General features: G+C 70.9%; 24 protein-coding genes and 1 rRNA gene. 17 read left to right on the top strand and 8 right to left on the bottom strand.

Going from position 1 to position 23,219, the window contains the following annotated elements; genetic code table 11:
* Nucleotides 1-21 precede the first annotated feature (21 nt).
* From pstC to pstB, 3 genes are read left to right on the top strand one after another with little or no spacing between them, the layout of a single operon-like run.
* Entirely contained in the window at nucleotides 22-1,026 is a 1,005-nt protein-coding gene (pstC, locus tag ABTZ58_RS11505; RefSeq protein ID WP_351353760.1) for a phosphate ABC transporter permease subunit PstC, read from the top strand.
* Entirely contained in the window at nucleotides 1,023-2,078 is a 1,056-nt protein-coding gene (gene pstA, locus ABTZ58_RS11500) for a phosphate ABC transporter permease PstA (RefSeq protein ID WP_351353757.1), read from the top strand. Before pstC ends, pstA begins: the two co-directional genes overlap by 4 nt.
* A 44-nt stretch (nucleotides 2,079-2,122) precedes the next feature.
* Nucleotides 2,123-2,899 carry a phosphate ABC transporter ATP-binding protein PstB gene (pstB, locus tag ABTZ58_RS11495; protein ID WP_351353754.1) on the top strand — a complete coding sequence of 259 codons (777 nt, stop codon included), beginning with the start codon at nucleotides 2,123-2,125 and terminating at the stop codon, nucleotides 2,897-2,899.
* A gap of 129 nt (nucleotides 2,900-3,028) precedes the next feature.
* On the opposite strand, the gene ABTZ58_RS11490 is transcribed toward pstB, so the two are convergent.
* Both ABTZ58_RS11490 and ABTZ58_RS11485 read right to left on the bottom strand, forming a co-directional pair.
* On the bottom strand, nucleotides 3,029-4,027 hold the full coding sequence (locus tag ABTZ58_RS11490; RefSeq protein WP_351353751.1) for an inorganic phosphate transporter: 999 nt from the start codon (nucleotides 4,025-4,027) through the stop codon (nucleotides 3,029-3,031).
* Between the two features lie 7 nt (nucleotides 4,028-4,034).
* A complete protein-coding gene (locus tag ABTZ58_RS11485) occupies nucleotides 4,035-4,655 on the bottom strand; it encodes a DUF47 domain-containing protein (protein ID WP_059418711.1) in 621 nt (206 codons plus the stop codon).
* 203 nt (nucleotides 4,656-4,858) lie between these two features.
* Here ABTZ58_RS11485 and ABTZ58_RS11480 point away from each other — a divergent pair, with 203 nt between their 5' ends.
* Nucleotides 4,859-5,233: a metal-sensitive transcriptional regulator gene (locus ABTZ58_RS11480; RefSeq protein ID WP_351353748.1), complete on the top strand. Its 375-nt coding sequence runs from the start codon at nucleotides 4,859-4,861 to the stop codon at nucleotides 5,231-5,233.
* Nucleotides 5,234-5,269: 36 nt separating this feature from the next.
* Here the strand turns inward: ABTZ58_RS11480 and ABTZ58_RS11475 are convergent, their stop codons facing one another.
* The gene (locus ABTZ58_RS11475; protein WP_309095797.1) at nucleotides 5,270-5,437 is read right to left on the bottom strand and encodes a hypothetical protein; all 168 of its coding nucleotides are present in this window, start codon (nucleotides 5,435-5,437) and stop codon (nucleotides 5,270-5,272) included.
* Between the two features lie 91 nt (nucleotides 5,438-5,528).
* The gene (locus tag ABTZ58_RS11470) at nucleotides 5,529-6,380 is read right to left on the bottom strand and encodes an SCO4651 family lipoprotein (protein WP_351353745.1); all 852 of its coding nucleotides are present in this window, start codon (nucleotides 6,378-6,380) and stop codon (nucleotides 5,529-5,531) included.
* A 137-nt stretch (nucleotides 6,381-6,517) separates the two neighbouring features.
* Here ABTZ58_RS11470 and ABTZ58_RS11465 point away from each other — a divergent pair, with 137 nt between their 5' ends.
* Both ABTZ58_RS11465 and ABTZ58_RS11460 read left to right on the top strand, forming a co-directional pair.
* Nucleotides 6,518-6,688, top strand: coding sequence for a hypothetical protein (locus ABTZ58_RS11465; RefSeq protein ID WP_351353742.1), 171 nt, complete (start codon nucleotides 6,518-6,520; stop codon nucleotides 6,686-6,688).
* Nucleotides 6,689-6,754: 66 nt separating this feature from the next.
* Entirely contained in the window at nucleotides 6,755-8,290 is a 1,536-nt protein-coding gene (locus tag ABTZ58_RS11460; protein WP_351353739.1) for an FAD-binding oxidoreductase, read from the top strand.
* A 24-nt stretch (nucleotides 8,291-8,314) separates the two neighbouring features.
* Here the strand turns inward: ABTZ58_RS11460 and ABTZ58_RS11455 are convergent, their stop codons facing one another.
* Nucleotides 8,315-9,016 carry a phosphatase PAP2 family protein gene (locus ABTZ58_RS11455; protein ID WP_309095788.1) on the bottom strand — a complete coding sequence of 234 codons (702 nt, stop codon included), beginning with the start codon at nucleotides 9,014-9,016 and terminating at the stop codon, nucleotides 8,315-8,317.
* 245 nt (nucleotides 9,017-9,261) lie between these two features.
* Nucleotides 9,262-10,263 carry an NlpC/P60 family protein gene (locus ABTZ58_RS11450; RefSeq protein ID WP_351353736.1) on the bottom strand — a complete coding sequence of 334 codons (1,002 nt, stop codon included), beginning with the start codon at nucleotides 10,261-10,263 and terminating at the stop codon, nucleotides 9,262-9,264.
* A 430-nt stretch (nucleotides 10,264-10,693) separates the two neighbouring features.
* On the opposite strand from ABTZ58_RS11450, the gene ABTZ58_RS11445 reads away from it, so the two are divergent.
* The 7 genes from ABTZ58_RS11445 (at nucleotide 10,694) to ABTZ58_RS11415 (ending at nucleotide 18,780) form a co-directional block, all read left to right on the top strand.
* Nucleotides 10,694-10,840: a hypothetical protein gene (locus ABTZ58_RS11445; RefSeq protein ID WP_351353733.1), complete on the top strand. Its 147-nt coding sequence runs from the start codon at nucleotides 10,694-10,696 to the stop codon at nucleotides 10,838-10,840.
* Nucleotides 10,841-11,333: 493 nt separating this feature from the next.
* Nucleotides 11,334-11,642, top strand: coding sequence for a DUF8827 family protein (locus tag ABTZ58_RS11440; RefSeq protein WP_004000049.1), 309 nt, complete (start codon nucleotides 11,334-11,336; stop codon nucleotides 11,640-11,642).
* A gap of 188 nt (nucleotides 11,643-11,830) precedes the next feature.
* The gene (locus ABTZ58_RS11435; protein WP_351353730.1) at nucleotides 11,831-12,664 is read left to right on the top strand and encodes a hypothetical protein; all 834 of its coding nucleotides are present in this window, start codon (nucleotides 11,831-11,833) and stop codon (nucleotides 12,662-12,664) included.
* Nucleotides 12,654-13,982: a hypothetical protein gene (locus ABTZ58_RS11430; RefSeq protein ID WP_351353727.1), complete on the top strand. Its 1,329-nt coding sequence runs from the start codon at nucleotides 12,654-12,656 to the stop codon at nucleotides 13,980-13,982. Before ABTZ58_RS11435 ends, ABTZ58_RS11430 begins: the two co-directional genes overlap by 11 nt.
* A complete protein-coding gene (locus ABTZ58_RS11425; protein WP_351353724.1) occupies nucleotides 13,979-15,535 on the top strand; it encodes an SCO6880 family protein in 1,557 nt (518 codons plus the stop codon). Before ABTZ58_RS11430 ends, ABTZ58_RS11425 begins: the two co-directional genes overlap by 4 nt.
* 6 nt (nucleotides 15,536-15,541) lie before the next feature.
* Nucleotides 15,542-16,951 carry an ATP-binding protein gene (locus ABTZ58_RS11420; RefSeq protein WP_351353721.1) on the top strand — a complete coding sequence of 470 codons (1,410 nt, stop codon included), beginning with the start codon at nucleotides 15,542-15,544 and terminating at the stop codon, nucleotides 16,949-16,951.
* A 17-nt stretch (nucleotides 16,952-16,968) separates the two neighbouring features.
* Nucleotides 16,969-18,780, top strand: coding sequence for a TraM recognition domain-containing protein (locus tag ABTZ58_RS11415; protein ID WP_351353718.1), 1,812 nt, complete (start codon nucleotides 16,969-16,971; stop codon nucleotides 18,778-18,780).
* Here ABTZ58_RS11415 and ABTZ58_RS11410 read toward each other — a convergent pair.
* Entirely contained in the window at nucleotides 18,769-19,338 is a 570-nt protein-coding gene (locus tag ABTZ58_RS11410) for a GNAT family N-acetyltransferase (protein WP_351353715.1), read from the bottom strand. The genes ABTZ58_RS11415 and ABTZ58_RS11410 overlap by 12 nt on opposite strands.
* A 94-nt stretch (nucleotides 19,339-19,432) precedes the next feature.
* On the opposite strand from ABTZ58_RS11410, the gene ABTZ58_RS11405 reads away from it, so the two are divergent.
* Genes ABTZ58_RS11405 through ABTZ58_RS11390 form a run of 4 tightly spaced genes read left to right on the top strand, consistent with a single transcriptional unit; the run spans nucleotide 19,433 to nucleotide 23,065 of the window.
* Nucleotides 19,433-20,353 carry an ABC transporter ATP-binding protein gene (locus tag ABTZ58_RS11405; protein WP_351353712.1) on the top strand — a complete coding sequence of 307 codons (921 nt, stop codon included), beginning with the start codon at nucleotides 19,433-19,435 and terminating at the stop codon, nucleotides 20,351-20,353.
* Nucleotides 20,350-21,129, top strand: a complete 780-nt coding sequence (locus ABTZ58_RS11400) for an ABC-2 transporter permease (RefSeq protein ID WP_351353709.1) — start codon at nucleotides 20,350-20,352, stop codon at nucleotides 21,127-21,129. The genes ABTZ58_RS11405 and ABTZ58_RS11400 overlap by 4 nt, the downstream gene beginning before the upstream one ends.
* 23 nt (nucleotides 21,130-21,152) lie before the next feature.
* Nucleotides 21,153-22,397, top strand: a complete 1,245-nt coding sequence (locus tag ABTZ58_RS11395; RefSeq protein ID WP_351353706.1) for a sensor histidine kinase — start codon at nucleotides 21,153-21,155, stop codon at nucleotides 22,395-22,397.
* The gene (locus ABTZ58_RS11390; protein WP_351353703.1) at nucleotides 22,394-23,065 is read left to right on the top strand and encodes a response regulator; all 672 of its coding nucleotides are present in this window, start codon (nucleotides 22,394-22,396) and stop codon (nucleotides 23,063-23,065) included. The genes ABTZ58_RS11395 and ABTZ58_RS11390 overlap by 4 nt, the downstream gene beginning before the upstream one ends.
* A 62-nt stretch (nucleotides 23,066-23,127) precedes the next feature.
* Here ABTZ58_RS11390 and rrf read toward each other — a convergent pair.
* Nucleotides 23,128-23,219: ribosomal RNA gene (gene rrf / locus ABTZ58_RS11385) — 5S ribosomal RNA — on the bottom strand; the annotation flags it as partial.

The raw sequence follows: 23,219 nt of genomic DNA, 5'->3' as shown, positions 1-23,219 counted from the left end.
CTCCGCAGACCGGAGAACCCGATGGACACCACACAGATAGCTGACGCACCTCCCCCCACTCCCCCGATGCCCACGGCCGAGCAGAAGCGCGCGGCCCGTGGCGCCACCCGCCCCGGGGACCGGATCTTCCTCGGCCTCTCGCGCGGCTCGGGCATCCTGCTGCTGGTCATCATGGCCGCCATCGCGGGCTTCCTCACCTACCGCGCGGTCCTCGCCATCAGCGAGGACGAGGGCAACTTCCTCACCACCTTCGAATGGAACACCGGCGTCAACCCGCCGGTCTTCGGCATCGCGGTCCTGGCCTACGGCACGGTCGTCTCCTCGATCATCGCCATGATCATCGCGGTTCCGATCGCCGTCGCCATCGCGCTGTTCCTCACGCACTACGCCCCGCGCCGGCTGAGCGGTCCCATCGCCTACGTGATCGACCTGCTCGCCGCCGTGCCCTCCATCGTCTACGGCCTGTGGGGCGCCCTCGTCCTCGTGCCGTACATGAACGGCCTCTTCGGCTGGCTGAACGACTACCTCGGCTGGACCGGCATCTTCTCCTGGCAGAACGGCGCCCCGCGCTCGATGCTCACCGTGGGCATCCTGCTCGCGATCATGATCCTGCCGATCATCACCAACGTGAGCCGCGAGGTCTTCCGCCAGGTCCCGCAGATGCACGAGGAGGCGGCCCTGGCGCTCGGCGCCACCCGCTGGGAGGTGATCCGCATGTCGGTCCTCCCGTTCGGCCGCTCCGGCGTGATCTCCGCCTCGATGCTCGGCCTCGGCCGCGCCCTCGGCGAGACGATGGCCGTCGCCACCGTGCTCTCCCCGGACTTCCTGATCCACAGCAGCCTGCTCGACCCGGGCGGCGGCACCTTCGCCCAGAACATCGCCAGCAAGTTCAGCGAGGCCACCGAGTTCGGCCGGGACGCGCTGATCGCCTCGGGTCTGGTCCTGTTCGTCATCACCCTGCTGGTCAACGGCGCGGCCCGCGCGATCATCGCCCGCCGCAAGGAGTACTCGGGGGCCAACGCATGAGCACCGCGACCATCACCCCGAAGGCGCCCAGCACCCTGCGCGGCGCCCGGCTGCCCAAGTGGGCCCCGTGGGCCATCGCCGCCGGATCCGTCGCCGCCGGCCTCGGCATCAGCGCCGCCGCCGGCCTGCACAGCGACATCCAGTGGGCGCTGATCGCCGCTGTCCTGCACATCCTCGGGACGTACGTCATCGCGGCCCGGGTGGAGAACCGCCGCCAGGCCAAGGACCGCGTGGTCACCTCGCTGGTCTGGGTCGCGTTCCTGCTCGCCGTGGTGCCGCTGGCGTCGCTGGTGTGGTCGACCGTGCAGCGCGGCACGAAGGTCCTCGACGTCTACTTCCTGACCCACTCGATGGGCGTGGTCGCCGACTCGGAGACGGGCGGCGGCATCTACCACGCCATCCTCGGCACGCTGCAGCAGGTCGGTCTCGCCACCCTGATCGCCGCGCCGGTCGGCGTGCTCACCGCGATCTACCTGGTGGAGTACGGGCGCGGCAACCTCGCCCGGGCCGTCACCTTCTTCGTCGACGTCATGACCGGCATCCCGTCGATCGTCGCGGGCCTGTTCATCCTCAGCCTCATGCTGATGTTCGACATGCAGCCCTTCGGCTTCGCCGGCTCGCTCGCCCTGGCGATCCTGATGATGCCGGTCGTCGTCCGCTCCACGGAGGAGATGCTCAAGCTCGTCCCGAACGAGCTGCGCGAGGCCTCCCTGGCGCTCGGCGTGCCCAAGTGGCGCACCATCCTGAAGGTGGTCCTGCCGACCTCGCTCGGCGGCATCACCACCGGCATCATGCTGTCCATCGCCCGTATCGCCGGTGAGACGGCGCCCGTGCTGCTGCTGGTCTTCGGCAGCAAGTTCATCAACGCCAACCCCTTCGAGGGCGCGCAGGCGTCACTGCCGCTGTACATCTACCAGCAGTACGGCTCGGGCGAGGTCACGGCCTACGACCGCGCCTGGGCGGCGTCGCTCACGCTGATCGCCTTCGTGATGATCCTCAACCTGGTGGCCCGCGGCATCGCCCGCTGGAAGGCCCCCAAGACCGGTCGCTGACGCGGCCATACAGCGACTGACTGAAGTCTGGAAGTGAAGTAGTCATGGCCAAGCGAATCGACGTAAGCGGACTGACCGCCTACTACGGCTCCCACAAGGCGATCGAGGACATCTCGATGACCGTCGAGCCCCGCTCGGTGACGGCGTTCATCGGCCCGTCGGGCTGCGGCAAGTCGACGTTCCTGCGCACCCTGAACCGCATGCACGAGGTCACGGCCGGCGGCCGGGTCGAGGGCAAGGTGCTGCTGGACGACGAGGACCTCTACGGCACGGGCATCGACCCGGTGTCGGTCCGCCGCGAGGTCGGCATGGTGTTCCAGCGGCCGAACCCGTTCCCGACGATGTCGATCTTCGACAACGTGGCGGCGGGCCTGCGGCTGAACGGCAACTACAAGAAGAGCGAGCTGGCGGACGTCGTCGAGCGCTCGCTCAAGGGCGCCAACCTCTGGAACGAGGTCAAGGACCGCCTGAACAAGCCCGGCTCGGGCCTGTCCGGCGGTCAGCAGCAGCGTCTGTGCATCGCGCGGGCGATCGCGGTGGAGCCGAACGTCCTGCTCATGGACGAGCCGTGCTCGGCGCTCGACCCGATCTCGACCCTGGCGATCGAGGACCTGATCGGGGAGCTGAAGGAGCGCTTCACGATCGTCATCGTGACGCACAACATGCAGCAGGCGGCGCGGGTCTCCGACCGCACGGCGTTCTTCAACCTCGCGGCGGTCGGCCAGCCCGGCAAGCTCATCGAGATCGACGACACGGAGCGGATCTTCTCCAACCCGTCGGTCCAGGCCACGGAGGACTACATCTCCGGCCGCTTCGGCTGAGCCGCCCTTCGCCGAGACCCCTCGCGGTGCTGCATGGCGGTGCCACCGCGAGGCCGAAAAGGGCCCGCCCCTGGTTCCCGGGGGCGGGCCCGTTCGTGTGTGTCCGGCCGGTTCCCGGCCGGGCGGGGGCTACAGGAACGCCAGGTGCACCAGCCCGAACGAGGCCGCGGCCACCGTCGCCGCCGCCGGCATCGTGATGAACCACCCCAGGATGATGTTCTTGGCGACGCCCCAGCGCACGGCGTTCACGCGCTTGGTCGCGCCCACGCCCATGATCGCCGAGGTGATCACGTGTGTCGTCGAGATCGGCGCCTTGAACAGGAACGCCGTGGCGAACATGATCGACGCGCCCGTCGTCTCGGCGGCGAACCCCTGCGGCGGGTCCAGTTCGATGATCTTCCGCCCCAGCGTGCGCATGATCCGCCAGCCACCGGCGTACGTGCCCAGCGACAGCATCACCGCACAGGCGATCTTCACCCAGACCGGGATCGGGTCGCCGTAGTCCTCGACATCCGCGATGACGAGCGCCATCACCACGATGCCCATCGTCTTCTGCGCGTCCTGCAGTCCGTGCCCCAGCGCCATACCGGCCGCGGAGACGGTCTGGGCTATCCGGAAGCCGCGCTTGGCCTTGTGCGGGTTGGCCTTCCGGAACATCCACAGGATCGCGGTCATCACCAGGTAACCGGCCAGCAGACCGACCACCGGGGAGATGAACATGGGGATGACGACCTTCTGCAGCACGCCGTGCCAGTAGACCGTCGTCCCACCGGCCAGCGCCGCGCCGACCATGCCGCCGAAGAGCGCGTGCGAGGAGGACGAGGGCAGCCCGAAGTACCAGGTGACCAGGTTCCAGACGATCGCGCCGACCAGCGCGGCGAAGAGGATGCCCATCCCCTTCGACCCCTCCGGTGTCTGGATCAGGCCCTCACTGACCGTCTTGGCGACCCCGGAACCCATGAACGCGCCGACCAGGTTCATCACCGCGGCCATCGCCAGGGCGGCCCGCGGCGTCAGCGCCCGGGTCGACACGGACGTGGCGATCGCGTTGGCCGAATCGTGGAAACCGTTGGTGTACGTGAAGAAGAGCGCGACCCCGATGGTCACGACCAGAGCGAAGGTGTCCATGAACGGCTCAGGACTCCTTGACGGCGATGGTCTCCACCGTGTTCGCCACGTGCTCGAACGCGTCCGCCGCTTCCTCCAGCACGTCCACGATCTGCTTGAGCTTCAGCACCTCCATGGCGTCGTACTTGCCGTTGAAGAGGTGCGCGAGCAGCTTGCGGTGGATCTGGTCGGCCTGGTTCTCCAGCCGGTTGACCTCGATCCAGTACTCGGTGAGGTTCTCCATCGTCCGCAGGTGCGGCATCGCCTCGGCCGTCAGTTCGGCGGCGCGCGCCAGGACCTCGATCTGCTGGTCGACGCCCTTGGGCAGTTCCTCGACGTTGTAGAGGACGACCAGGTCGACGGCCTCCTCCATGAAGTCCATGATGTCGTCGAGGGACGAGGCGAGGGAGTAGATGTCCTCACGGTCGAACGGCGTGATGAAGGAGGAGTTCAGCTGGTGGAAGATCGCGTGCGTGGCGTCGTCACCTGCGTGTTCCGCTGCCCGCATACGCTCTGCGATCTCGGCCCGGGCGGAGGCGTCCGCCCCGAGCAGTTCCATCAGGAGCTTGGAGCCCGTGACGATGTTGTCCGCGGAGGCGGCGAACATGTCGTAGAAGCTCGTCTCCCTGGGGGTCAGACGAAAGCGCACGTGGGGTCCTCGGGGTGCTTCGGTTTCGGTCAGGCTGATGCTAGGCGCATCATCCGGCCACGGCTATCGGGCCGCCCACCAGTGTCGCCCATCAGGCACAGTGATGAGTACGGGGGCGGCCCGAGGGGGCGTGTACCCGGCAAAGTTCGGTACCATATACCCACCAGGGGTATATATCCGCCCACTGTCACCAGGAGGACGCGATGACGGACGTGACCGGCACCGCAGATGTCGCGAATGTCACCACCGGCACCGCGGCCACCGGCGCCGAAGCCGTCACGGACCACGACCACGGCGTGCACGGCTACCACAAGCAGAAGGACGAGCACCTCAAACGGCTGCGCAGGATCGAGGGCCAGATCCGCGGCCTGCAGCGCATGGTCGACGAGGACGTCTACTGCATCGACATACTCACGCAGGTCTCCGCCTCCACTAAGGCCCTGCAGTCCTTCGCCCTGCAGCTGCTGGAGGAGCATCTGCGCCACTGCGTCGCCGACGCCGCCGTCAAGGGCGGCGACGAGGTCGAGGCGAAGGTCAAGGAGGCGACCCAGGCGATCGCCCGCATGCTGCGGACGTGATCCGGCCCGGTGACCGGCCGGCGAGCCGGCCCGGGTTCAGCTGCCGGGGGCGTCCCGCTCCTCGGCCACTCTCAGCACCTCGTCGATGCTCTCCAGGCTGAGCCGCTCCTGGGCGGCCGAGGCCGCGATGATGAGCTCCCCGCACAGCTCGATCTCGGCGAGGGCCACGTGGTCCTGAACTGCCGTACCGCCGACCGGAGCCACGTGCGTCACCTCGTCTCTGCCGTCACCGGCTTCCTAGAGTAGGGAGCGGCCTACACGCCGCGCATGGCACGGACGGGCTAGTTCACGCCGGTCACTCCTCGGCGATCCTGCCCGCGTAGATGTCGTCGTCGTCCGGCAGCCGCACCCGCGCCGGGGCCCCGAAATCGTAGAGCAGGGTCGTCGAGGCGACGGCGACGGGGCTCTTGCGCTGCCCGTTCACGAAGCTGAAGCGGTGGCGGACCTTGCGGATGCGCCCCTCGTCGTCGAGGTAGGCGTCGAACGGCACTTCGGCCGTGGCGAACCCTTTCGCCGCCGCTCGCAGGGACCCCTTGTTGCCGTGGGACGCCCGTCTCGCGGCGTCCCCGAGGTCCGCCGTGCCCCGGTAGTGCCGCACGTCGGTGCCCGCGACCTCGGTGCGGCCCAGGTACGTCGCCGTCCTCGTGCCGCGCAGCACCTCAGCCGCGGCGAACGGGTCGGTGGCCCCGCCGGTGACGAGGTTCCCGTCGGACAGCGTCCGGGTGTCCACCCGCACCCACTTGTCCGGGGGCACACCGGCACCCCGGTTCTTCATGAACAGCGCTCCCGGCGCGAGCAGTTCGGTGACGGTCCGGCGCTCGGCGGTTCCCGCGGGATCCTGCGGCAGCAGCACCCGCAGCTCACCCAGCCGCTTGCGGTAGTCGTACACCCCGGCTCCCCGGATGGTCACCCGGGTGCCCCCAGCGGCCATCTCCATGGACGTACGGGTCTTGGAACTCCCCGCGTCCACCAGCCGGTCGGCGGCCCGGTGCAGCAGCACCACGGCGTCCCCGCCCCGGGAGTCCCCGGCGACGGCGTCGCCGCCCGCGCACCCTCCCGCTCCCAGGCCCGCTGTGGCCACGACCCCGGCGGCGAGGACCGCCGCACCCGTTCGCCCGCGCCGCCGTTCCCGCTGCCGCCCAGTCATCGCCTGCCTACCCCCAGCCGGTACGTCCGTCACGGGCCCCCCTGTCGTTCCGCTTAACGACCGGTTTGTGCCCCCGTCACGCGAGCCACGCCGTCCGGCATACGAAGTCTTTACCCGCGCTGGGTACCGTTGTCGTCGTGGCGCAGCAGGACGGGCTGGAACCTTCCCCCCACCTCCCGGAACACCGCACGACGACCATGGAGAGGGGCCGCTTCTGCCGGGCCGAGTGCACCTGCGGCTGGCGCGGCCCGGCCAGACGCGCGAGAAGCCAGGCCCGCACGGACGCGCAGCGGCACGCGGCGGGCTGACACCGCCCCGGTGGAACCCGCGCCCCCGGCAGCCCGTCTCCCAGGGCGGAACCACCGGGAGGCCCCATGGAACGGCGCACCGTCCTCACCGCCGGCACGGCGGCGATCGCCGCGGCGGCGACCCCCTTCGCCACCGCCTGCACGAACACGCGCCCCCGCGCCACGACCACGGCGGCCACCACGAGCACCCGCGCCGCCGCCGACTGGTCGGCCCTCGCCCGGGACCTCGACGGCCCCCTCGTCCGCCCCGGCGACGCCGCCTGGACGACCGCGCGGCAGCTGTACAACACCCGCTTCGACGGCCTGAAGCCGGCCGCCGTCGCCTACGTCGCCCACCCCGAGGACATCCGCACGGCCCTCGCCTACGCCCGCGGCCGCTCCCTGCGCGTGGCCGTCCGCAACGGCGGCCACTCCTACGCCGGCTGGTCCTCCGGCGACGGCCGCCTGATCATCGACGTCTCCGAGCTCGACCGCGTCCGGGCCTCCGGCACCACCGCGGTGGTCGGCGCCGGCGCCAAACTCATCGACGTCTACCGCGCCCTGGCCGCCAAGGGCGTCACCATCCCGGCCGGCTCCTGCCCCACCGTGGGCATCTCCGGCCTCACCCTCGGCGGCGGACACGGCGTGGTCTCCCGCGCCTACGGCCTGACCTGCGACAGCCTCACCCGGGCCACCCTGATCACCGCCGACGGCAGGCAGCTCACCGCCGACGCCCGGGAGAACAAGGACCTCTTCTGGGCCCTGCGCGGCGCCGGCAACGGCAACTTCGGCGTGGTGACCGAGCTGCACTTCCGGACCCACCCGGCACCGCAGGGCGTCTCGGCATACCTGTCCTGGCCCTGGTCGAAGGCGGCGGCGGTGGTGCGGGCCTGGCAGGAGTGGGGCCCGTCGCAGCCCGACGAGATCTGGTCGTCGCTGCACCTGGCGAGCGCCGCGGGCAGCACCCCGACCGTCTCCGTCGCGGCGTTCTCCCTGGGCACGTACGGCGAGCTGAAGAACGCCGTGGACCGCCTCGCCGACCGCGTCGGCGCCCCGGCCCGCAGCGTCTCCCTCAAGCGCCGCTCGTACGAGGAGTCGATGGAGGTGTACGCGGGCTGCTCGTCGTTCCCGGCGGACGCCCAGTGCCATCTGCCCGGCTCGACGCCGGGCCGCTCACCGAAGGGCGCCCTGGGCCGGGAGACGTACGCGGCGGCGTCGGACTTCTTCGACCGCTCCCTGTCCCCCGCCGGCGTCCGCGCGCTGCTGGCGCGGATCGGCTCGGTGCGCGGCGGCACGGGCAGCATCGCGCTCACCGCCCTCGGCGGAGCCGTCAACCGCGTCTCCCCGACGTCCACGGCCTTCGTGCACCGCCGCTCGCGCATGCTGGCCCAGTACATCGGCGCCTGGCGCGCGGGCACGAGCGGTACGACGGCCCGGGCCTGGCTGGCCTCGGCCCACAAGGACATGCGCCCCCACGCCTCGGGCGCGGCCTACCAGAACTACCCGGACCCGACGCTGAAGGACTGGCGCAAGGCCTACTACGGAGACGCGGCGGCGCGTCTGACGAAGCTGAAGGACCAGTACGATCCGAACCGCTTCTTCACGTTCCCGCAGGCACTCTGACCGGGCCGCCGGCCCCGCCGGACGTCACGCGGCCAGGTCCCGCTCGGACGCGCGCTCGTTGCTGGACTCCGGGATCACGGCGTCCCGCCCGTCGGTCGCCCGCCCTCTGGCCCGCACCAGCCACCCCGCCCGGGGCGACCGCTCCACCGCCTTCACGACCGGCGTCAACAGGGCCATGGCGAGCGGCGACAGCAGCAGCGCCACGGCCGTGCCCAGCGCGAACCCGCCGATCACGTCCGTCGGGTAGTGCACGCCCATGTAGACCCGGATGAACCCGCCGAACAGGGCCAGCACGATCCCGAACAGCCCGAACTTCCGGTTGGCGACGAACAGTCCGACCGCCATCGCCATGACGAGCGTCGCGTGGTCGCTGACGAACGAGTAGTCGGTCTTGCCCTTGACGAGCACTTCCAGCCCCTGGTGGTCGAGGAACGGCCGGGGGCGCTCCACGAAGCCTCGTATCGGCACGTTGACCAGGACGGCGACACCGGCCGCCAGGGGCGCCCAGATCAGCGCCGCGACCGTGGACGCCGCGTCCTCCTCGCCCCGGCGCCGGACGGACCACCAGCACCACACGACGAGCAGGACGACGGCGAGCAGCAGGCCGTACTCGCCCACGTACTCCATGACGCGGTCGAACCAGGCCGGCGCGTCCTTGGCCAGGCCATTGATGTCGTACAGCAGGTCGACGTCGGGGTTCGACCCGGAATCGGCGAGTCCAGCCATGGTGCTGCGGCCCCTTCGTCGTCTCTCCCGGCGCACCCGTGCGTGCGCCGCTCCTGCCACCCCCGTGGTTGTAGATCCGCTTCCGCTGCACGCGTGCGTGACACGTGCGTGTTGACGTCTGCTCGGCTACGTCACCAGGAACGCATGGTCCCCGTTGATACGTTCCACACTCCACCGAATGATCACGCAGACGTTATCGAAGAGAGATACGTCGTCGCAGCTCAGGGGGTGGGTTCACGCTCGGTTCACACCGTCGTGGGCAGCGCTTTCGCGCCATCTTCGGTGACTCTCGTGGCTCCGAAGTAGTCGGGGGTGTCGATCGGGTCGAACCGGATGACCGCACCCGTGCGCGGCGCGTCGATCATGTACCCGCCTCCGACATAAATGCCGACATGCCGGATGGCACGGGAATTGGTGAGGTCGTCCGAGAAGAACACCAGGTCTCCCGGCAGCAGTTCGTCCCGGGAGGGGTGCGGCCCCGCGTTGTACTGGTCGTTGGCGACGCGCGGGAGCGTGATGCCCACGCTCTTGTACGCGGCCTGGGTCAGTCCGGAGCAGTCGAAGCGTCCGCCCTGCTCAGGGGTGCCGGTGCCGCCCCACAGGTAGAGCGTGCCGAGCTTCTTCTGCGCGTACTCGATCGCGCCGGCCGCCTGCCGGGAGGGATCGACCCGGCCGACGGGCGCCGCGAAGCTCTCGGAGAGGGTGGTGATCCGCTTCACGTAGTTCTGCGTCTCGCTGTACGGCGGCACGCCCCCGTACTTGATCACCGCGTACGCGCCGGCGTTGTAGGCGGCCAGCATGTTTTCGGTCAGATTCCCGCCCACCTTCTTCACGTACGACGCGAGTTCGCAGTCGTAGGAGGCGGCGGAGGGGATCGCGTCCTGCGGGTCCCACACATCGCGGTCGCCGTCGCCGTCGCCGTCGATGCCGTGGGTGGCCCAGGTGCCGGGGATGAACTGCGCTATGCCCTGCGCGGCTGCGTGGCTCTGGGCCCTGGGGTTGAAGCCGCTCTCCTGGTAAAGCTGGGCGGCGAGCAGGGCCGGGCTGATGGCGGGGCAGAGGTTGCCCCACTTCGCGACGAGCGGCGCGTACGCCGCGGGCACCGATCCCTTGGCCAACGCTTTCGCCCCGCCGCTCACGCCGTTGACGAGGTTTCCGGCGACGAGGTAGACGCCGACGACCAGCAGCATCACGAAGGCCAGCGCCGAGCTGATCGCAACACTGGCCACGATCCACGCCTTACGCACCGTCAACCGCCCCTCGCCGCCCAGGAGTCCGTCGCTCAGTGTAGAGGCGGCGGTCGCACACCGGAATGATCACGGCGAGGAGAGTCGGGGCGGACGGAGGAGCGGACGGAGGTACGACCCGCCACACGGCGGGCACGCGGCGGGCCCGACGGGGGTGCGGCGGACACGCGGCCTGAACGACGGGGCACGGCGGTCACGCGGCCGGCACGGCGGTCACGACGGGCGCGTGCCCGGCGCGACGGGCACGCGGTCAGCGCGGCGGACACGCGGTCGGCACGGCCGGCGCATGGTCCGCGCGGCGGGGGCGCGGTCCGGGGATTAGGCGCGCACGGCAGCGTGAGCGCGCCCGGGGCACCCGCCGTCTCCCGACGGACAGTCACGGACCGGGTGAGCCTGCCGTCACAGCCGTGCGGCCTCCGCGCCGAGGGCCATGCTGCAGGAGACCTCCGGGGCGGTGCCGCCGTCGCCGCCCCGGCCGGCCCACGTCTCCGCCTACGACACCTGTGGTGGCACCAGCGCCGCCGCTCCGATCACCGCGAGCGTCCACGCCCTGGCGGGCACCCCGTCCAGCGGCTGACACCGGCCCGATTCCCCCACGCGAACACCGCCGCCCTGATACGACGTCACCAGCGGCAGCAACGGCAGCTGCACCATCGGATAGCCCCCCTCAGGGCCGCGGCAACCACAACCGCGGCCCGTTCGCCGTGCCGGTAGCCTTCACCCGGAGAACACGGACGCGACCACTCACCCGACCAGCCGTCAGAAACCGTTCAGAAAGGTGAGAAAGGTCGCAGGAGGGCACAACGACGGAACCGCACACCAGGTTTCGCTCAGGCCTCATTGCTCGGCGTGACATGCCGTGATACACAGAGTGACCATACGATCCTTCGTACACCGTCCGGCGTCTCCCCTTAGGCTCCGGAGCGGAACGGTGGCAAGGTATTCGTACGAAACCCGCCAATCAATGACGCCAAGTCGACATACGACAGCGTCATCGTCGGCGAGAATGAGGCCTGACCTCTGCACGACCGCAGAGGATGCGGAACTACCCAACAGGGGCGGTGACTTACATGCTCTTTGCGGCCGATAAGGGAGACATCAACACCATCATCGGCGGGATCGCTCCGGACTGGGGCCCCTTCGGCAGCCTGGGCAACGAGGCCAAGGTGATGATCGAGGTGGTGATGGCGGTGGCCATCCTGATCTGCCTCGGCATCGCCATCTGGGGCGCCGCCAAGCAGCGCATCGGTGCCACGGCCCTGCGGGACACCTTCAGCGCCGAGCAGGGCAAGGGCCTCATCATCGCCGGCCTCACCGGAGTCTTCATCATCGGCTCCCTCGGCACGCTGTTCACCATCGTGTACGGCATGGCCGTGTAGGCCGGGCATCGTCCGCCCCGGCCGGACACGCCCGGCTCCCCTCCATCCCACCCGCCCGTCGTGCCCACCGGCTGAGGTTGCGTTTCCCTGATGTCGAGTCACCACACCGCGCCCGCGCGGGAACCAGCACGGCTACCGTCGTACGAGGAGTACGTGTATCCGTTCGACGTCGAGGGGGCGTACGCGGCATGAGTCTCGGTGACGAGCGTGACACCTCCGGCGGCTACGGTGGCACGGGCCAGACCCGCACCCGCCTCCCCGACACCGACACGGACCCCTACGGCACCCCGCGCCGCGCCCCCCGCTCCTCGTCCCGCAGCCTGGTGACGGTGGTCGGAGTGGTCGTCCTCCTGATCGCGGCCATCGCCTTCGCGAACCGGGGGGACGGGGGTGCCGAGGGCAGCGACGCGGGCGGCGACAAAGCGGAGAGCTCGGCAACGGCCCCCTCGGGCAAGCGTCCGGTGGGGGCCAAGACGAGTGGGATTCCCACGGGCTACTCCCAGGACGAGCAAGGTGCCCAGTCCGCAGCCACCAACTACGGCATCGCCCTCGGTTCGGCCGACATGTACAACACGAAGAAGCGCCACGCGATCGTCCGCACCGTGTACGCACCCGACGTCGCTGCCACCCAGCTGTCAGCGTTCGACCAGGTGTACTCCCGCCGGAGCTTCCTCGAGAAGCTCGGGCTGAACGAGGACGGCGTCGCGCCAAGCGGTCAGACCTTTGTCTCGCGCGTCATCCCGGTCGGCACCAAGGTCACGTCCTTCGGCGGCAGCACCGCCACGGTCGCCCTTTGGTACACCTCCCTCTTCGGCCTGTCAGGTGAGGGCTCCACGAACCCCGTGACCGAGAGTTGGTACACGACGACATACCAGTTGAAGTGGGTCGCCGGTGACTGGAAGGTCACCGACTTCACCCAGGAGGACGGCCCGGTCCCGGTTGGGCGAGATCAGAGAGCCTCCACCGCAGAGGACATGACCAAGGCTGTCGAGGAGTACGGAGGGTTCACCTATGCCCGGTAGGCATCACGTACTCAAGCTCGGCGCCGCGGTCGCGGCGGTGCAGACGGCCATGGTCCTGCTGGCCACTCGCGCCTTCGCCGCGCCCTCACCGTCCCCGTCACCCAGCAACAACGCGTGCGATCTGCTCAGGGGCGAGGCCAGGGACATCTGCGAGGGCGACACCGGTAGCGGAAGCGGTACGGGCGGAGGAAATCCGTCCATCAACCCCACCTCCACGCTCGACCCCCTCTCCTCCCTCGCCAAGGGCTGTGCCGACGCCGCCGCCTGGACCGTCGACAAGCTCAGCGACGCCGTGAAGGAGACGGCCAACGTCGACTTCACCAACCCCAAGTTCCTCCAGCAGTACGCCGTCGTCTTCGCCGCCTCGACGATCCTCACGCTCCTGCTGTGGCTCCTGGCCGTCGCCAAGCGAGCCGTCCGCGGCGTACCCCTGACCACCGCCCTGTCCGAGGCCATCGGCTTCCTCTGGCTGACCGTCCTCGCCTCCGCCTTCACCCCGCTGATCCTCTACACCGTCGTCTCCGCGACCGACGGCATCACCGAGGTCCTCGCCAAAGCCACCGGCGACCAGACCGACACCTTCTTCGGCACCTTCTCCGAGGCCCTCAAGAAGGGCGAGGACATCGGCGGCGGCCCCATCATGCTGATCGTCGTCTCCCTGGTCAGCATCCTCGCCGCCGGAGTCCTCTGGCTGGAGCTCGTCATCCGAGCCGCCCTGCTCTACGTCGGCGCCCTGCTCGGCACCGTCGTCTACGCCGGCCTCGTCGACAAGAACCTCTGGGGCCACGTCCGCCGCTGGGCCGGCATCATGATCGCGGTCATCCTCATCAAGCCGGTCATCGTCATCGTGCTCGGCCTCGCCGGCGCCCTGTCCGCCGACGACGGCCCCGACGCCTTCTCCGCCGTCGTCTCCGGCCTCGCCATCATCCTGCTCGCCATCTTCGCCAGCGCGATGATCTACCGCTTCGTCCCCGGCTTCGGCGACGAGATCGCCGGCTCCCGCAACAACCGCATCATGCAGGGCGCCGAGAGCAAGGCCGCGGCCGTCATCAGCTCCCCGGCCTCCCTCGTCGCGCAGGGCATCAAGACCCACAGCACCCGCGCCGACCACAACGGCGGAGGCGGCCAGTCCTCCTCCCCCCGGCCCAGCAACCCCGCATCCGGCGGGGTCGCCGCGCACAGCGCGCGCACCTCGAACGGCGGCGGATCTGTCCCCTCCGCCGCACCCGCACCCCGTTCGAGCAGCCCCGTCAACACACCCCACGCCAGCAGTACCCGCAACAGCAGTACCAACCGCACGGGAGGTGAAGGGCGTTGACGACCGAGTCCCACGTGTCCCATCCGGTCACGCCCCGCCGGACATACCTGATCGGCCGCGCCCGGCCGAACGCGATCATCGGCCGCAACCGCGAGACCGGCGAGATCGCCCTGATCGTCGTGGGCGCGTTCCTCGGCATGATGTGCGGACTCCTCGTCCCGGTGCTGTCCCTGCGCATCGTGCTGCTCGCCGGGTTCCCGATGCTGGCGCTGGCCGCGGTCTACGTGCCGTACAAGCACCGCACGTTCTACAAGTGGTTCGAGATCAACCGCAGCTACAAGCGCACCCTCAAGCGGGGAGCCACCTACCGCTCCACCGCCGTCGAGGCCGGCACCCGGCTCGACGGCCGCGAGGTCGAGGTCGGCCCGCCCCCCGGCATCGGCCGCATCACCTGGCTCTCCGCGCCCTTCGGGCCCGACGAGATCGCCGTCCTGCTGCACGCCGACCGCAAGACCGTCACCGCCGCCATCGAGATCGAGGGCCCCGGCGTCGGCCTGCGCGACAGCGAGGACCAGGAGGCCCTGGTCGACCGCTTCGGCACGCTGCTCAAGCACGTGGCCAACGGCGACGGCTTCGTCACCCGCCTGCAGATGCTCGCCCGCACCCTGCCCGCCGACCCCGACGCCCACGCCAAGGACGTCGCCGTCCGCGGCGACGACAGGGCCCTGCCCTGGCTGCAGGAGTCCTACGACCAGCTCCAGTCGATGGTGTCGACCAGCAGCGAGCAGCACCGCGCCTACCTCGTCGCCTGCATGCACTACACCCGCGACCTCGCCGCCGAGGCCAACGCCATGGCCCGCGCCGCCCGCGCCCACGGCGGCAAGGTCGACCGCGACGCCGGACTCGCCGTCGTCATGGCCCGCGAGCTCACCGACATCTGCTCGCGCCTGCAGGAGGCCGACATCCGCGTCCGCCAGCCGCTCGGCCAGAGCCGGCTGTCCTCGCTGATCCACTCCATGTACGACCCGGACCACCCGATCGACCACATCCAGGCGATGACCAAGCGCAACGCCTGGCCGGCCGAGCTGGACGCCATGGAGCCCACCTACCTCCAGGCCAAGACCCGCGAGTCCTCCACCCGCGCCCCCTGGTGCCACGCCACGGCCTGGGTGAAGGAGTGGCCGATGACCCCCGTCGGCGTCAACTTCCTGGCCCCGCTGCTCGTCCACACCCCGGACGTCATCCGCACGGTCGCCGTCACCATGGACCTCGAACCCACCGAGGTCGCCATCGAGCGGATGCTCACCGAGAAGACCAACGACGAGGCCGAGGCGTCCCGCGCCGCCAAGATGAACCGCACGGTCGACCCCCGCGACGTGGCCGCCCACTCCCGGCTCGACCAGCGCGGCGAGGACCTCGCCAGCGGCGCCGCCGGCGTCAACCTCGTCGGCTACATCACCGTCAGCTCCCGCTCCCCCGACGCCCTCGCCCGCGACAAGCGCACGATAAGGGCCTCGGCCGGCAAGTCGTACCTCAAGCTCGAATGGTGCGACCGCGAGCACCACCGCGCCTTCGTGAACACCCTTCCCTTCGCCACCGGCATCCGGAGGTAGGACCTGATGCGGGATCCGCTGTCCGTCCTCACCGAGGCCTTCACGTCCTTCCTCTTCGGGAAGGTCGAGACGACCCGGCTCCCGGTGCGCACGTCCACGGGCCAGGCCCAGGCCGTCTACCTCCCGACCGCCGCCCCCGGCCTCGGCGACTCCGGCGTCATCATCGGCCGCGAGGTGTACTCCGGCAAGGGCTACATCTACGACCCCTTCCAGCTCTACGGCCAGCAGCTGCCCGCCCCCCACTGGCTGGTCCTCGGGGAGTCCGGCAACGGCAAGTCGGCGCTGGAGAAGACGTACGTCCTGCGCCAGCTCCGCTTCCGCGACCGCCAGGTCGTCGTCCTGGACGCCCAGGGCGAGGACGGCGTCGGCGAGTGGAACCTCATCGCGCAGGAGCTGGGCATAACCCCCATCCGCCTGGACCCGATGGCCGCCCTGGACATGGGGATCCGCCTCAACCCGCTCGACCCCGCGATCACGACGACGGGCCAGCTCGCGCTGCTCCGCACGATCATCGAGGTCGCGATGGGCCACGGCCTGGACGAGCGCTCCGGCTTCGCCCTCAAGGTCGCGCACGCCTACGTCAACGCGACGATCACCGACCGCCAGCCGGTCCTCACCGACATCGTCGAGCAGCTGCGCCACCCCGAGCCCGAGTCGGCCGAGGCGATGAACGTCGCCACAGACGACGTCCGCGCCTGGGGCCTCGACGTCGCCCTGGTCCTGGACCGCCTGGTCGACGGTGACCTGCGCGGCATGTTCGACGGCCCGACCACGGTCGGCATCGACCTCGACGCGCCGCTCATCGTCTTCGACCTGTCCCACATCGACCGCAACTCCATCGCCATGCCCATCCTCATGGCGATCGTCGGCGTGTGGCTGGAGCACACCTGGATCCGCCCCGACCGGAAGAAGCGCATCTTCCTCGTCGAGGAGGCCTGGCACATCATCAACAGCCCCTTCGTCGCGCAGCTCTTCCAGCGCCTGCTGAAGTTCGGCCGACGCCTGGGCCTGTCGTTCGTGGCGGTGGTCCACCACCTCTCCGACGTCGTCGACGGCGCGGCCGCGAAGGAGGCCGCGGCGATCCTGAAGATGGCCTCCACCAGGACGATCTACGCCCAGAAAGCCGACGAGGCGAGGGCCACGGGCCGGGTCCTCGGCCTGCCCCGCTGGGCCGTCGAGATCATCCCGACCCTCACCCCCGGCATCGCCGTCTGGGACGTCAACGGCAACGTCCAGGTCGTCAAACACCTGGTCACGGAGACCGAACGCCCGCTGGTCTTCACCGACCGCGCGATGACGGAGTCCTCCGCCGACCTCGCGGACGACGCCCTGCGCGCCGCCGAGATCGAGGCGGAGGAGAGGGCCGCGGCCTTCGTGGAGCACCACGTGGGCGATTCCGAATCGACGGTGGCGTAGGCGCAGGGGAGGGACGCGTGAGACCGGACGACCGCCGCACCCCGCGGGACACCCAGGGAGGCATCCCCGACGGCCTGCTCGTCGGCATACTCGCGTTCCTCCTCGGCATGACCCTGCTGGTGTGGACGGCCACGGGCCTGGCCGGCCTGTTCGCCCACGGCTCCTGGCCGTCCGGGGTCACCTTCGTCCGCACGCCCCTGGCCATGCGCCACCTCATCGCCCAGCCCCACGATGTCCCCGGCGCCTGGCCCGGCACACCCCCCGGCGACCTCTCCGGCTACGGCCTGTTCTGGGGCCTGCTCATCGGCCAGCTGATGATCCTGATCGTCCTGACGGTGTTCGTGATGGGCACGCTGGCCAGATGGCGAGCGGTCCGGGCGGGACGCCGGGCGGAACGGACGGCACCGCCCGGGGAGCGGACAGCGACCGCATTCGGCACGAACGCACCGACGCCGCCGCACCGGTCCCCGGCACCCCACGGCACACCGGGCTGGGAACAACCACCACCGCAGCACGCCACCCCGGCCACGGCCCACCCGGGCGCACCGACCCCACACGGGACACCGGCCCCACACGGCACATCGACCCCACACGGGACACCGGCCCCACACGGCACATCGACCCCACACGGCACACCGGCCCCACACGGCACATCGACCCCACACGGCACATCGACCCCACACGGCACATCGACCCCACACGGGACACCCGCCCCGGCCCCAGCCGGGGCCCACCACGACGTCCCCGCCCCACCGCCGCACGCCACCCCGACGCCGGCGCAGCACGACGTACCCACTCCCCGCCGCGCCGCCCCCGAGCCCCCGCACCACCCGGAGCCGGCCGCGCCCCTGGCCCCCACCCCGGCTGCCACGCCCGCTCTGTTCGGCCAGGGACGAGTGGGCGGGTGGGAGAAGATCCTCGTGGCCCCGAGGGAAACCCGCCAGACCACCGCCACCCAGGCGGTACGCGAAGCGGAAGGCCCCGCCCTGGTCGTCACCTCCAACCCCGCCCTCTGGCTGGAGACCAAGGACCCCCGCTCAAAACTGGGCCCCACCCACCTCTACGACCCCACCCACCTCTGCAACACCCCGTCCCGCCTCCACTGGTCCCCCACCACCGGCTGCGAGGACCCGCGCACCGCGGCGACGAGAGCCACCGCCCTGCTCACCCCGGTGCGCCCCACCGCCAAGCTCGACCAGGCCGTCACCGACACCGCCACCACCCTCCTGCGGAGCTACCTGCACGCCGCCGCCATCGACGGCCGGACCATCCGCCACGTCCACCGCTGGTCCCAGGGCACCCAGATCCAGGACGCCGTCCGCATCCTGCGCACCAACCCCAAGGCCGCCCCCGGCTCCGCGGGCGAACTCGAAGGCGCCCTCACGGCCCACCCGGAACGCCGCGACGTGGCCCAGCAGTTGACCACCCGGGCCCTCGCCGCGCTCTCCACCGTCAACATCCGCGAGGCCTGCACTCCGAACCGAACTGATGCCCTCGCCTTGGATTCCTTCGTCCACGAAGGGGGCACGCTTTATGTGGTCGGTGAATCCATCGAGGACCCCAGGACCAACCCGGGCGCGATGCCCTTCCTGACGGCCCTCGTCTCCAGCGTGGTCGAGCGCGGCCGGCGCATGGCCGAACGGTCATCCTCCGGTCGCCTCGACCCACCACTGACCCTCGTCCTGGACGACGTCGCGGCCGTGGCCCCGCTGCCCCAGCTCCCGGAGCTGCTGGCCACCGGAGCGGACCGGGGCCTGCCCACGCTGGCCCTGCTCCGCTCCCGCGAACAGGGCCGCGCCCGTTGGCCGCACGACGAACTACCCGTCTGAGAGCGGCGCCCCCACGGAGTCCCGCTCCAGCACGAACTCCAACTCCCGCTCCCCGGACTCCCCGAGCGGCACCGTCACCCCACTGGGCACGAACCCCACCCGCCGGTAGAACCGCTGCGCCCGCCCGTTCTCCTCGTGCACGATGAGCCGCACCCGCTCCAGGCCCCGCCCCCACGCCCACTCCAGGGCCGCGTCGAACAGCACCTCGGTCAGCCCGCTCCCGCGCTCCTCGGGCCGCACGAACACACCGACCAGATGCCCCTGCTTACGCTCCACCGCGAACCCGGCCCAGTCGGTCGTCCCCGGCTCCTCCACGAGCACGGTCACCGTCGCCACCCACCGCCCGTCCGGCCCCTCGGCGATGATCTGCTGCCGCGCGTCCGCGCCCTCGGCGGCACCGGCCGTCCGCTCCCGCCAGAAGGAGTCCGGCTTGGCCACGGCCTCCTCGTACGTCTCCAGGAAGGCGAGGTGCGCCACCGGATCCCGCAGCGCGTCCAGCCGCAGTTCCTTCGCCGCAGCCCACTCCTCAGCACGGACGGACCGGATCACATAGCTCATGCGGGCCACCGTAGTACCCCGGTACGACACCCCTCACCCCGATAACCACCGCCGGTCCGACGCCCGCCGCCCCCGCACGCACCAGCATCGAACCATGCTGACCGCACACGAACTGACCAAACGCTACGGCGACCGGACGGTCGTCACGGACCTGTCCTTCACCGTCCGACCCGGCACCGTCACCGGCTTCCTCGGCCCCAACGGCGCCGGCAAGTCCACGACCATGCGCATGCTCCTCGGCCTGGACACCCCCACCCGGGGCCACGCCACCGTGGGCGGCCGCTCCTACGCCGCCCACCCCGCGCCCCTGACCGAGGTCGGCGCCCTCCTGGAGGCCCGCTCGGTCCACCCCGGCCGCACCGCCCACCACCACCTGCGCGCCCTCGCCCACACCCACGGCATCCCCCGCGCCCGCGTCGACCACGTCCTCGGCATCACCGGCCTGACCGACGTGGCCCACCGCCGCGTCAAGGGCTTCTCCCTCGGCATGGGACAGCGCCTCGGCATCGCCGCCGCCCTCCTCGGCGACCCGGCCGTCCTCCTCCTCGACGAGCCCGTCAACGGCCTCGACCCCGAGGGCGTCCTGTGGATCCGCAACCTGCTCAAGTCCCTCGCCGCGGAGGGCCGCACGGTCTTCGTCTCCTCGCACCTGATGAGCGAGATGGCCCTCACCGCCGAACACCTGGTCATCATCGGCCGCGGCCGCCTCCTCGCCGACACCACGGTCACCGACTTCGTCCGCGACTCCGGCGCCGGCACCACCAAGGTCGTCACCCCGCGCGCCCCCGACCTCGCCCGCCTCCTCACCGCACCCGGCGTCGACATCACCACCGACACCCCCGGCACCCTCCACGTCCACGGCACCGACGCCCGGCACATCGGCGACACGGCAGCCGCCCACGGCATCCCCCTGCACGAACTGACCCCCAACGCCGCCTCCCTGGAGGAGGCCTTCATGGACCTCACCCGCGACGCGCTGGAGTACCCGGCGACCCTCGAAGGAGCAGCGGCATGACCACGACGCCCCTCCCCTACCGCGTGACCCCCGCCCGCGTCCTGCGCTCCGAGTGGCACAAGCTCTGGACGCTGCGCTCCACCTGGATCAACCTCGCGGTCACGAGCCTGCTGACCGCCGCGATGGGCGCGGGCCTCGGCGCCGCCTACGACGGTTCCGGCGAAGGCGGCATGGATCCCGTCATGTTCACCCTCCTCGGCACCCAGTTCGCCACCGTCAACCTCGGCGTCCTGGGCATCCTGGCCACCGCCGGCGAGTACTCCACCGGCCAGATCCGCGCCACCATGACCGCCGTACCGCGCCGCCTGCCCGTGCTGTACTCCAAGGCCGCCGTCCTGACCGCGATCGCCCTCCCCCTCACCCTCGCGACGAACCTCCTCACCTTCCCCCTCGCCCAGTCCTTCCTCACCGGCACCGACCTGGCCGCCTCCCTCGGCGACCCCGGCGTCCTGCGCGCCCTCGCGGGCAACGCGGCCGGCCTCACCCTCCTCGCCGTCCTCGCCCTCGCCATCGGCGCCCTGCTCCGCTCGGTCCCGACGGCCATCGGCGCCTTCATCGGCCTGATCATGATCCTCCCGGAGGTCCTGGCGATGCTCCCGTACGACGTCGTCCGCGACGCCGTCCGCTACTTCCCGGGCAAGGCCCTGGAGGCCCTCACCACGGCCCGGCCCGAGCCCGGCACGGCCTCCCCGGGCAGCGCCCTGCTCGCCATGCTCCTGTGGACGGCGGTGACCCTGGCCCTGGCCGCCTGGGCCCTGCGCCGCCGGGACGTCTGACACCCGGCCCCGAAACCCTCACCATGGACCCCGTGACGACGGAAGACCGGGTGCCGGAGCCCCTCACCGAGTACGCCCACCGCCTCACCCGCCGGGTGCGCGCCTTCGACCGCCGCCATCCGCTGCCGTGGGACCTGCACTTCGCCGGCTTCTGGGCGACGGCCGCCCTGATCGACTACGTCGGCGACGGCTGGAAGCACAACGCCCACAGTCAGGACGTCCCCGGCTGGCTCCTCCTGACCCTCAGCCTCGGCTTCTCGCTCCCCCTTTTCTGGCGCCGCACCCACCCGGGGACGGTCCTCGCCGCCATGGCGCCCCTGGCCCTGGCCAACGCCTGGACCGGTGCCGCCCTCCAGGCCTCCCTGCTCCAGCTGGTCCTCGTCTACCACCTGGCCCTGCGCCGCCCCCTGCGGCACCTGTGGTGGGCCACCGCCCTGTTCCTCGCCCCGGTCGTCGTATCGATCCTGCGCCACGGCGAGGGCAGCTGGGACCAGCAGATCGGCTCCCAGCTGATGTCCGTCACGGTGGCCGCCCTCATCGGCGTCACGGTCCGCACCCGCCGCAACCACACCGAGGCCCTGGAGGACCGCGCCCGCCGCCTGGAGAGGGAACGCGACCAGCAGGCCCAGCTCGCCACCGCCGCCGAACGCGCCCGCATCGCCCGCGAGATGCACGACATCATCGGCCACAACCTCTCCGTCATCACCGGCCTCGCCGACGGCGGCCGGTACGCGGCCGGCAAGTCCCCGGAACGCGCCGCCCAGGCCCTCGACGCCATCGCCACGACCAGCCGCCAGGCCCTCACCGAACTCCGCCGCCTGCTGGACGTCCTGCGCGAGGAGGAGAAACAGCGGGCCGACCTGACCCCCCAACCCGGCCTCACGGACCTCGCCCCCCTCCTCGACGGCGTCCGCTCCGCAGGCCTGCCCGTCCACCTCAGCACCCACGGCACTCCCACCCTCCCCCCTGGCCGCCAGCTCACCGTCTACCGCGTCATCCAGGAAGCCCTCACCAACACCCTCAAGCACGCCGGCCCGGGCGCGACAGCGCGGATAGACCTCGCCTACGGCGACAAGGCCTCCGTCACCGCCGCCATCACGGACACGGGCACCGGCGGCCCGCCGGACACCCCGCCCGCAGGCCGTGGCCTGCCGGGAATGCGCGAGCGAACCGCCCTCTACGGCGGCACACTTGAGGCCGGCCCTCGCCCCCACCCGGAACAGGGCTGGCGCGTCCGCCTACACCTCCCGGAGGAAACCCCGCAGTGACCACGGTCCTCATCGCCGACGACCAGCCCCTGCAGCGCTTCGGCTCCCGCATGCTCCTGGAGAGCCAGGACGACATGACGGTCGTGGGGGAAGCGGCGAACGGCAGCGAAGCCGTCCGCATGGCGGCCCAGCTCCACCCCGACGTCGTCCTCATGGACATCCGCATGCCCGGCCTGGACGGCATCGAGGCGACCCGCCGCATCACGGCGGCGGGCGACCGCACCCGCATCCTGATCGTCACGACCTTCGACCTGGACGAGTACGCCTACGCCGGCCTACGCGCCGCCGCCTCCGGTTTCCTCGTCAAGGACGCCCAGCCGGAGGAACTCCTGTCCGGCATCCGCGCGGTCGCCACGGGCGACGCGGTCGTCGCCCCCAGCCTCACCCGCCGTCTCCTCGACGCCTACGTCCACCACCTGCCGACGGACCCGGCCTCGCAGACGGCACGACAGCAGGACCCCCGCCTCGCTTCCCTGACGGACCGGGAACGCGAGATCCTCACGGTCATCGGCCAGGGCTGGACGAACACGGAAATAGCCACGCGCTTGCACCTGGCCGAGTCGACGGTGAAAACTCACGTCGGCCGCATCCTCGCGAAGACCGGCTGCCGCGACCGCATTCAGGCGGTCATCCTGGCGTACGACACGAAGCTGGTGCAGCCGTCATAAGGAATACCACCCGGGAAAAACAAAAAGGCCCACACCATAAGGTGTGGGCCTTTCCAATGATTGTTCGGCGGCGTCCTACTCTCCCACAGGGTCCCCCCTGCAGTACCATCGGCGCTGTAAGGCTTAGCTTCCGGGTTCGGAATGTAACCGGGCG

Origin of the sequence: Streptomyces sp. NPDC094143 (assembly GCF_040303825.1) — a bacterium.
Taxonomy (GTDB): Bacteria; Actinomycetota; Actinomycetes; order Streptomycetales; family Streptomycetaceae; genus Streptomyces.
This window is presented reverse-complemented; position numbering and strand designations above follow the sequence as displayed.

Bases quoted from the DNA above. Each gene is read 5' to 3' on its own strand.
- pstC (WP_351353760.1), top strand. From the start codon at position 22: ATGGACACCACACAGATAGCTGACGCACCTCCCCCCACTCCCCCGATG.
- pstA (WP_351353757.1), top strand. From the start codon at position 1,023: ATGAGCACCGCGACCATCACCCCGAAGGCGCCCAGCACCCTGCGCGGC.
- pstB (WP_351353754.1), top strand. From the start codon at position 2,123: ATGGCCAAGCGAATCGACGTAAGCGGACTGACCGCCTACTACGGCTCC.
- ABTZ58_RS11490 (WP_351353751.1), bottom strand. From the start codon at position 4,027: ATGGACACCTTCGCTCTGGTCGTGACCATCGGGGTCGCGCTCTTCTTC.
- ABTZ58_RS11480 (WP_351353748.1), top strand. From the start codon at position 4,859: ATGACGGACGTGACCGGCACCGCAGATGTCGCGAATGTCACCACCGGC.
- ABTZ58_RS11470 (WP_351353745.1), bottom strand. From the start codon at position 6,380: ATGACTGGGCGGCAGCGGGAACGGCGGCGCGGGCGAACGGGTGCGGCG.
- ABTZ58_RS11460 (WP_351353739.1), top strand. From the start codon at position 6,755: ATGGAACGGCGCACCGTCCTCACCGCCGGCACGGCGGCGATCGCCGCG.
- ABTZ58_RS11455 (WP_309095788.1), bottom strand. From the start codon at position 9,016: ATGGCTGGACTCGCCGATTCCGGGTCGAACCCCGACGTCGACCTGCTG.
- ABTZ58_RS11445 (WP_351353733.1), top strand. From the start codon at position 10,694: ATGCTGCAGGAGACCTCCGGGGCGGTGCCGCCGTCGCCGCCCCGGCCG.
- ABTZ58_RS11440 (WP_004000049.1), top strand. From the start codon at position 11,334: ATGCTCTTTGCGGCCGATAAGGGAGACATCAACACCATCATCGGCGGG.
- ABTZ58_RS11435 (WP_351353730.1), top strand. From the start codon at position 11,831: ATGAGTCTCGGTGACGAGCGTGACACCTCCGGCGGCTACGGTGGCACG.
- ABTZ58_RS11430 (WP_351353727.1), top strand. From the start codon at position 12,654: ATGCCCGGTAGGCATCACGTACTCAAGCTCGGCGCCGCGGTCGCGGCG.
- ABTZ58_RS11420 (WP_351353721.1), top strand. From the start codon at position 15,542: ATGCGGGATCCGCTGTCCGTCCTCACCGAGGCCTTCACGTCCTTCCTC.
- ABTZ58_RS11410 (WP_351353715.1), bottom strand. From the start codon at position 19,338: ATGAGCTATGTGATCCGGTCCGTCCGTGCTGAGGAGTGGGCTGCGGCG.
- ABTZ58_RS11405 (WP_351353712.1), top strand. From the start codon at position 19,433: ATGCTGACCGCACACGAACTGACCAAACGCTACGGCGACCGGACGGTC.
- ABTZ58_RS11400 (WP_351353709.1), top strand. From the start codon at position 20,350: ATGACCACGACGCCCCTCCCCTACCGCGTGACCCCCGCCCGCGTCCTG.
- ABTZ58_RS11395 (WP_351353706.1), top strand. From the start codon at position 21,153: ATGGACCCCGTGACGACGGAAGACCGGGTGCCGGAGCCCCTCACCGAG.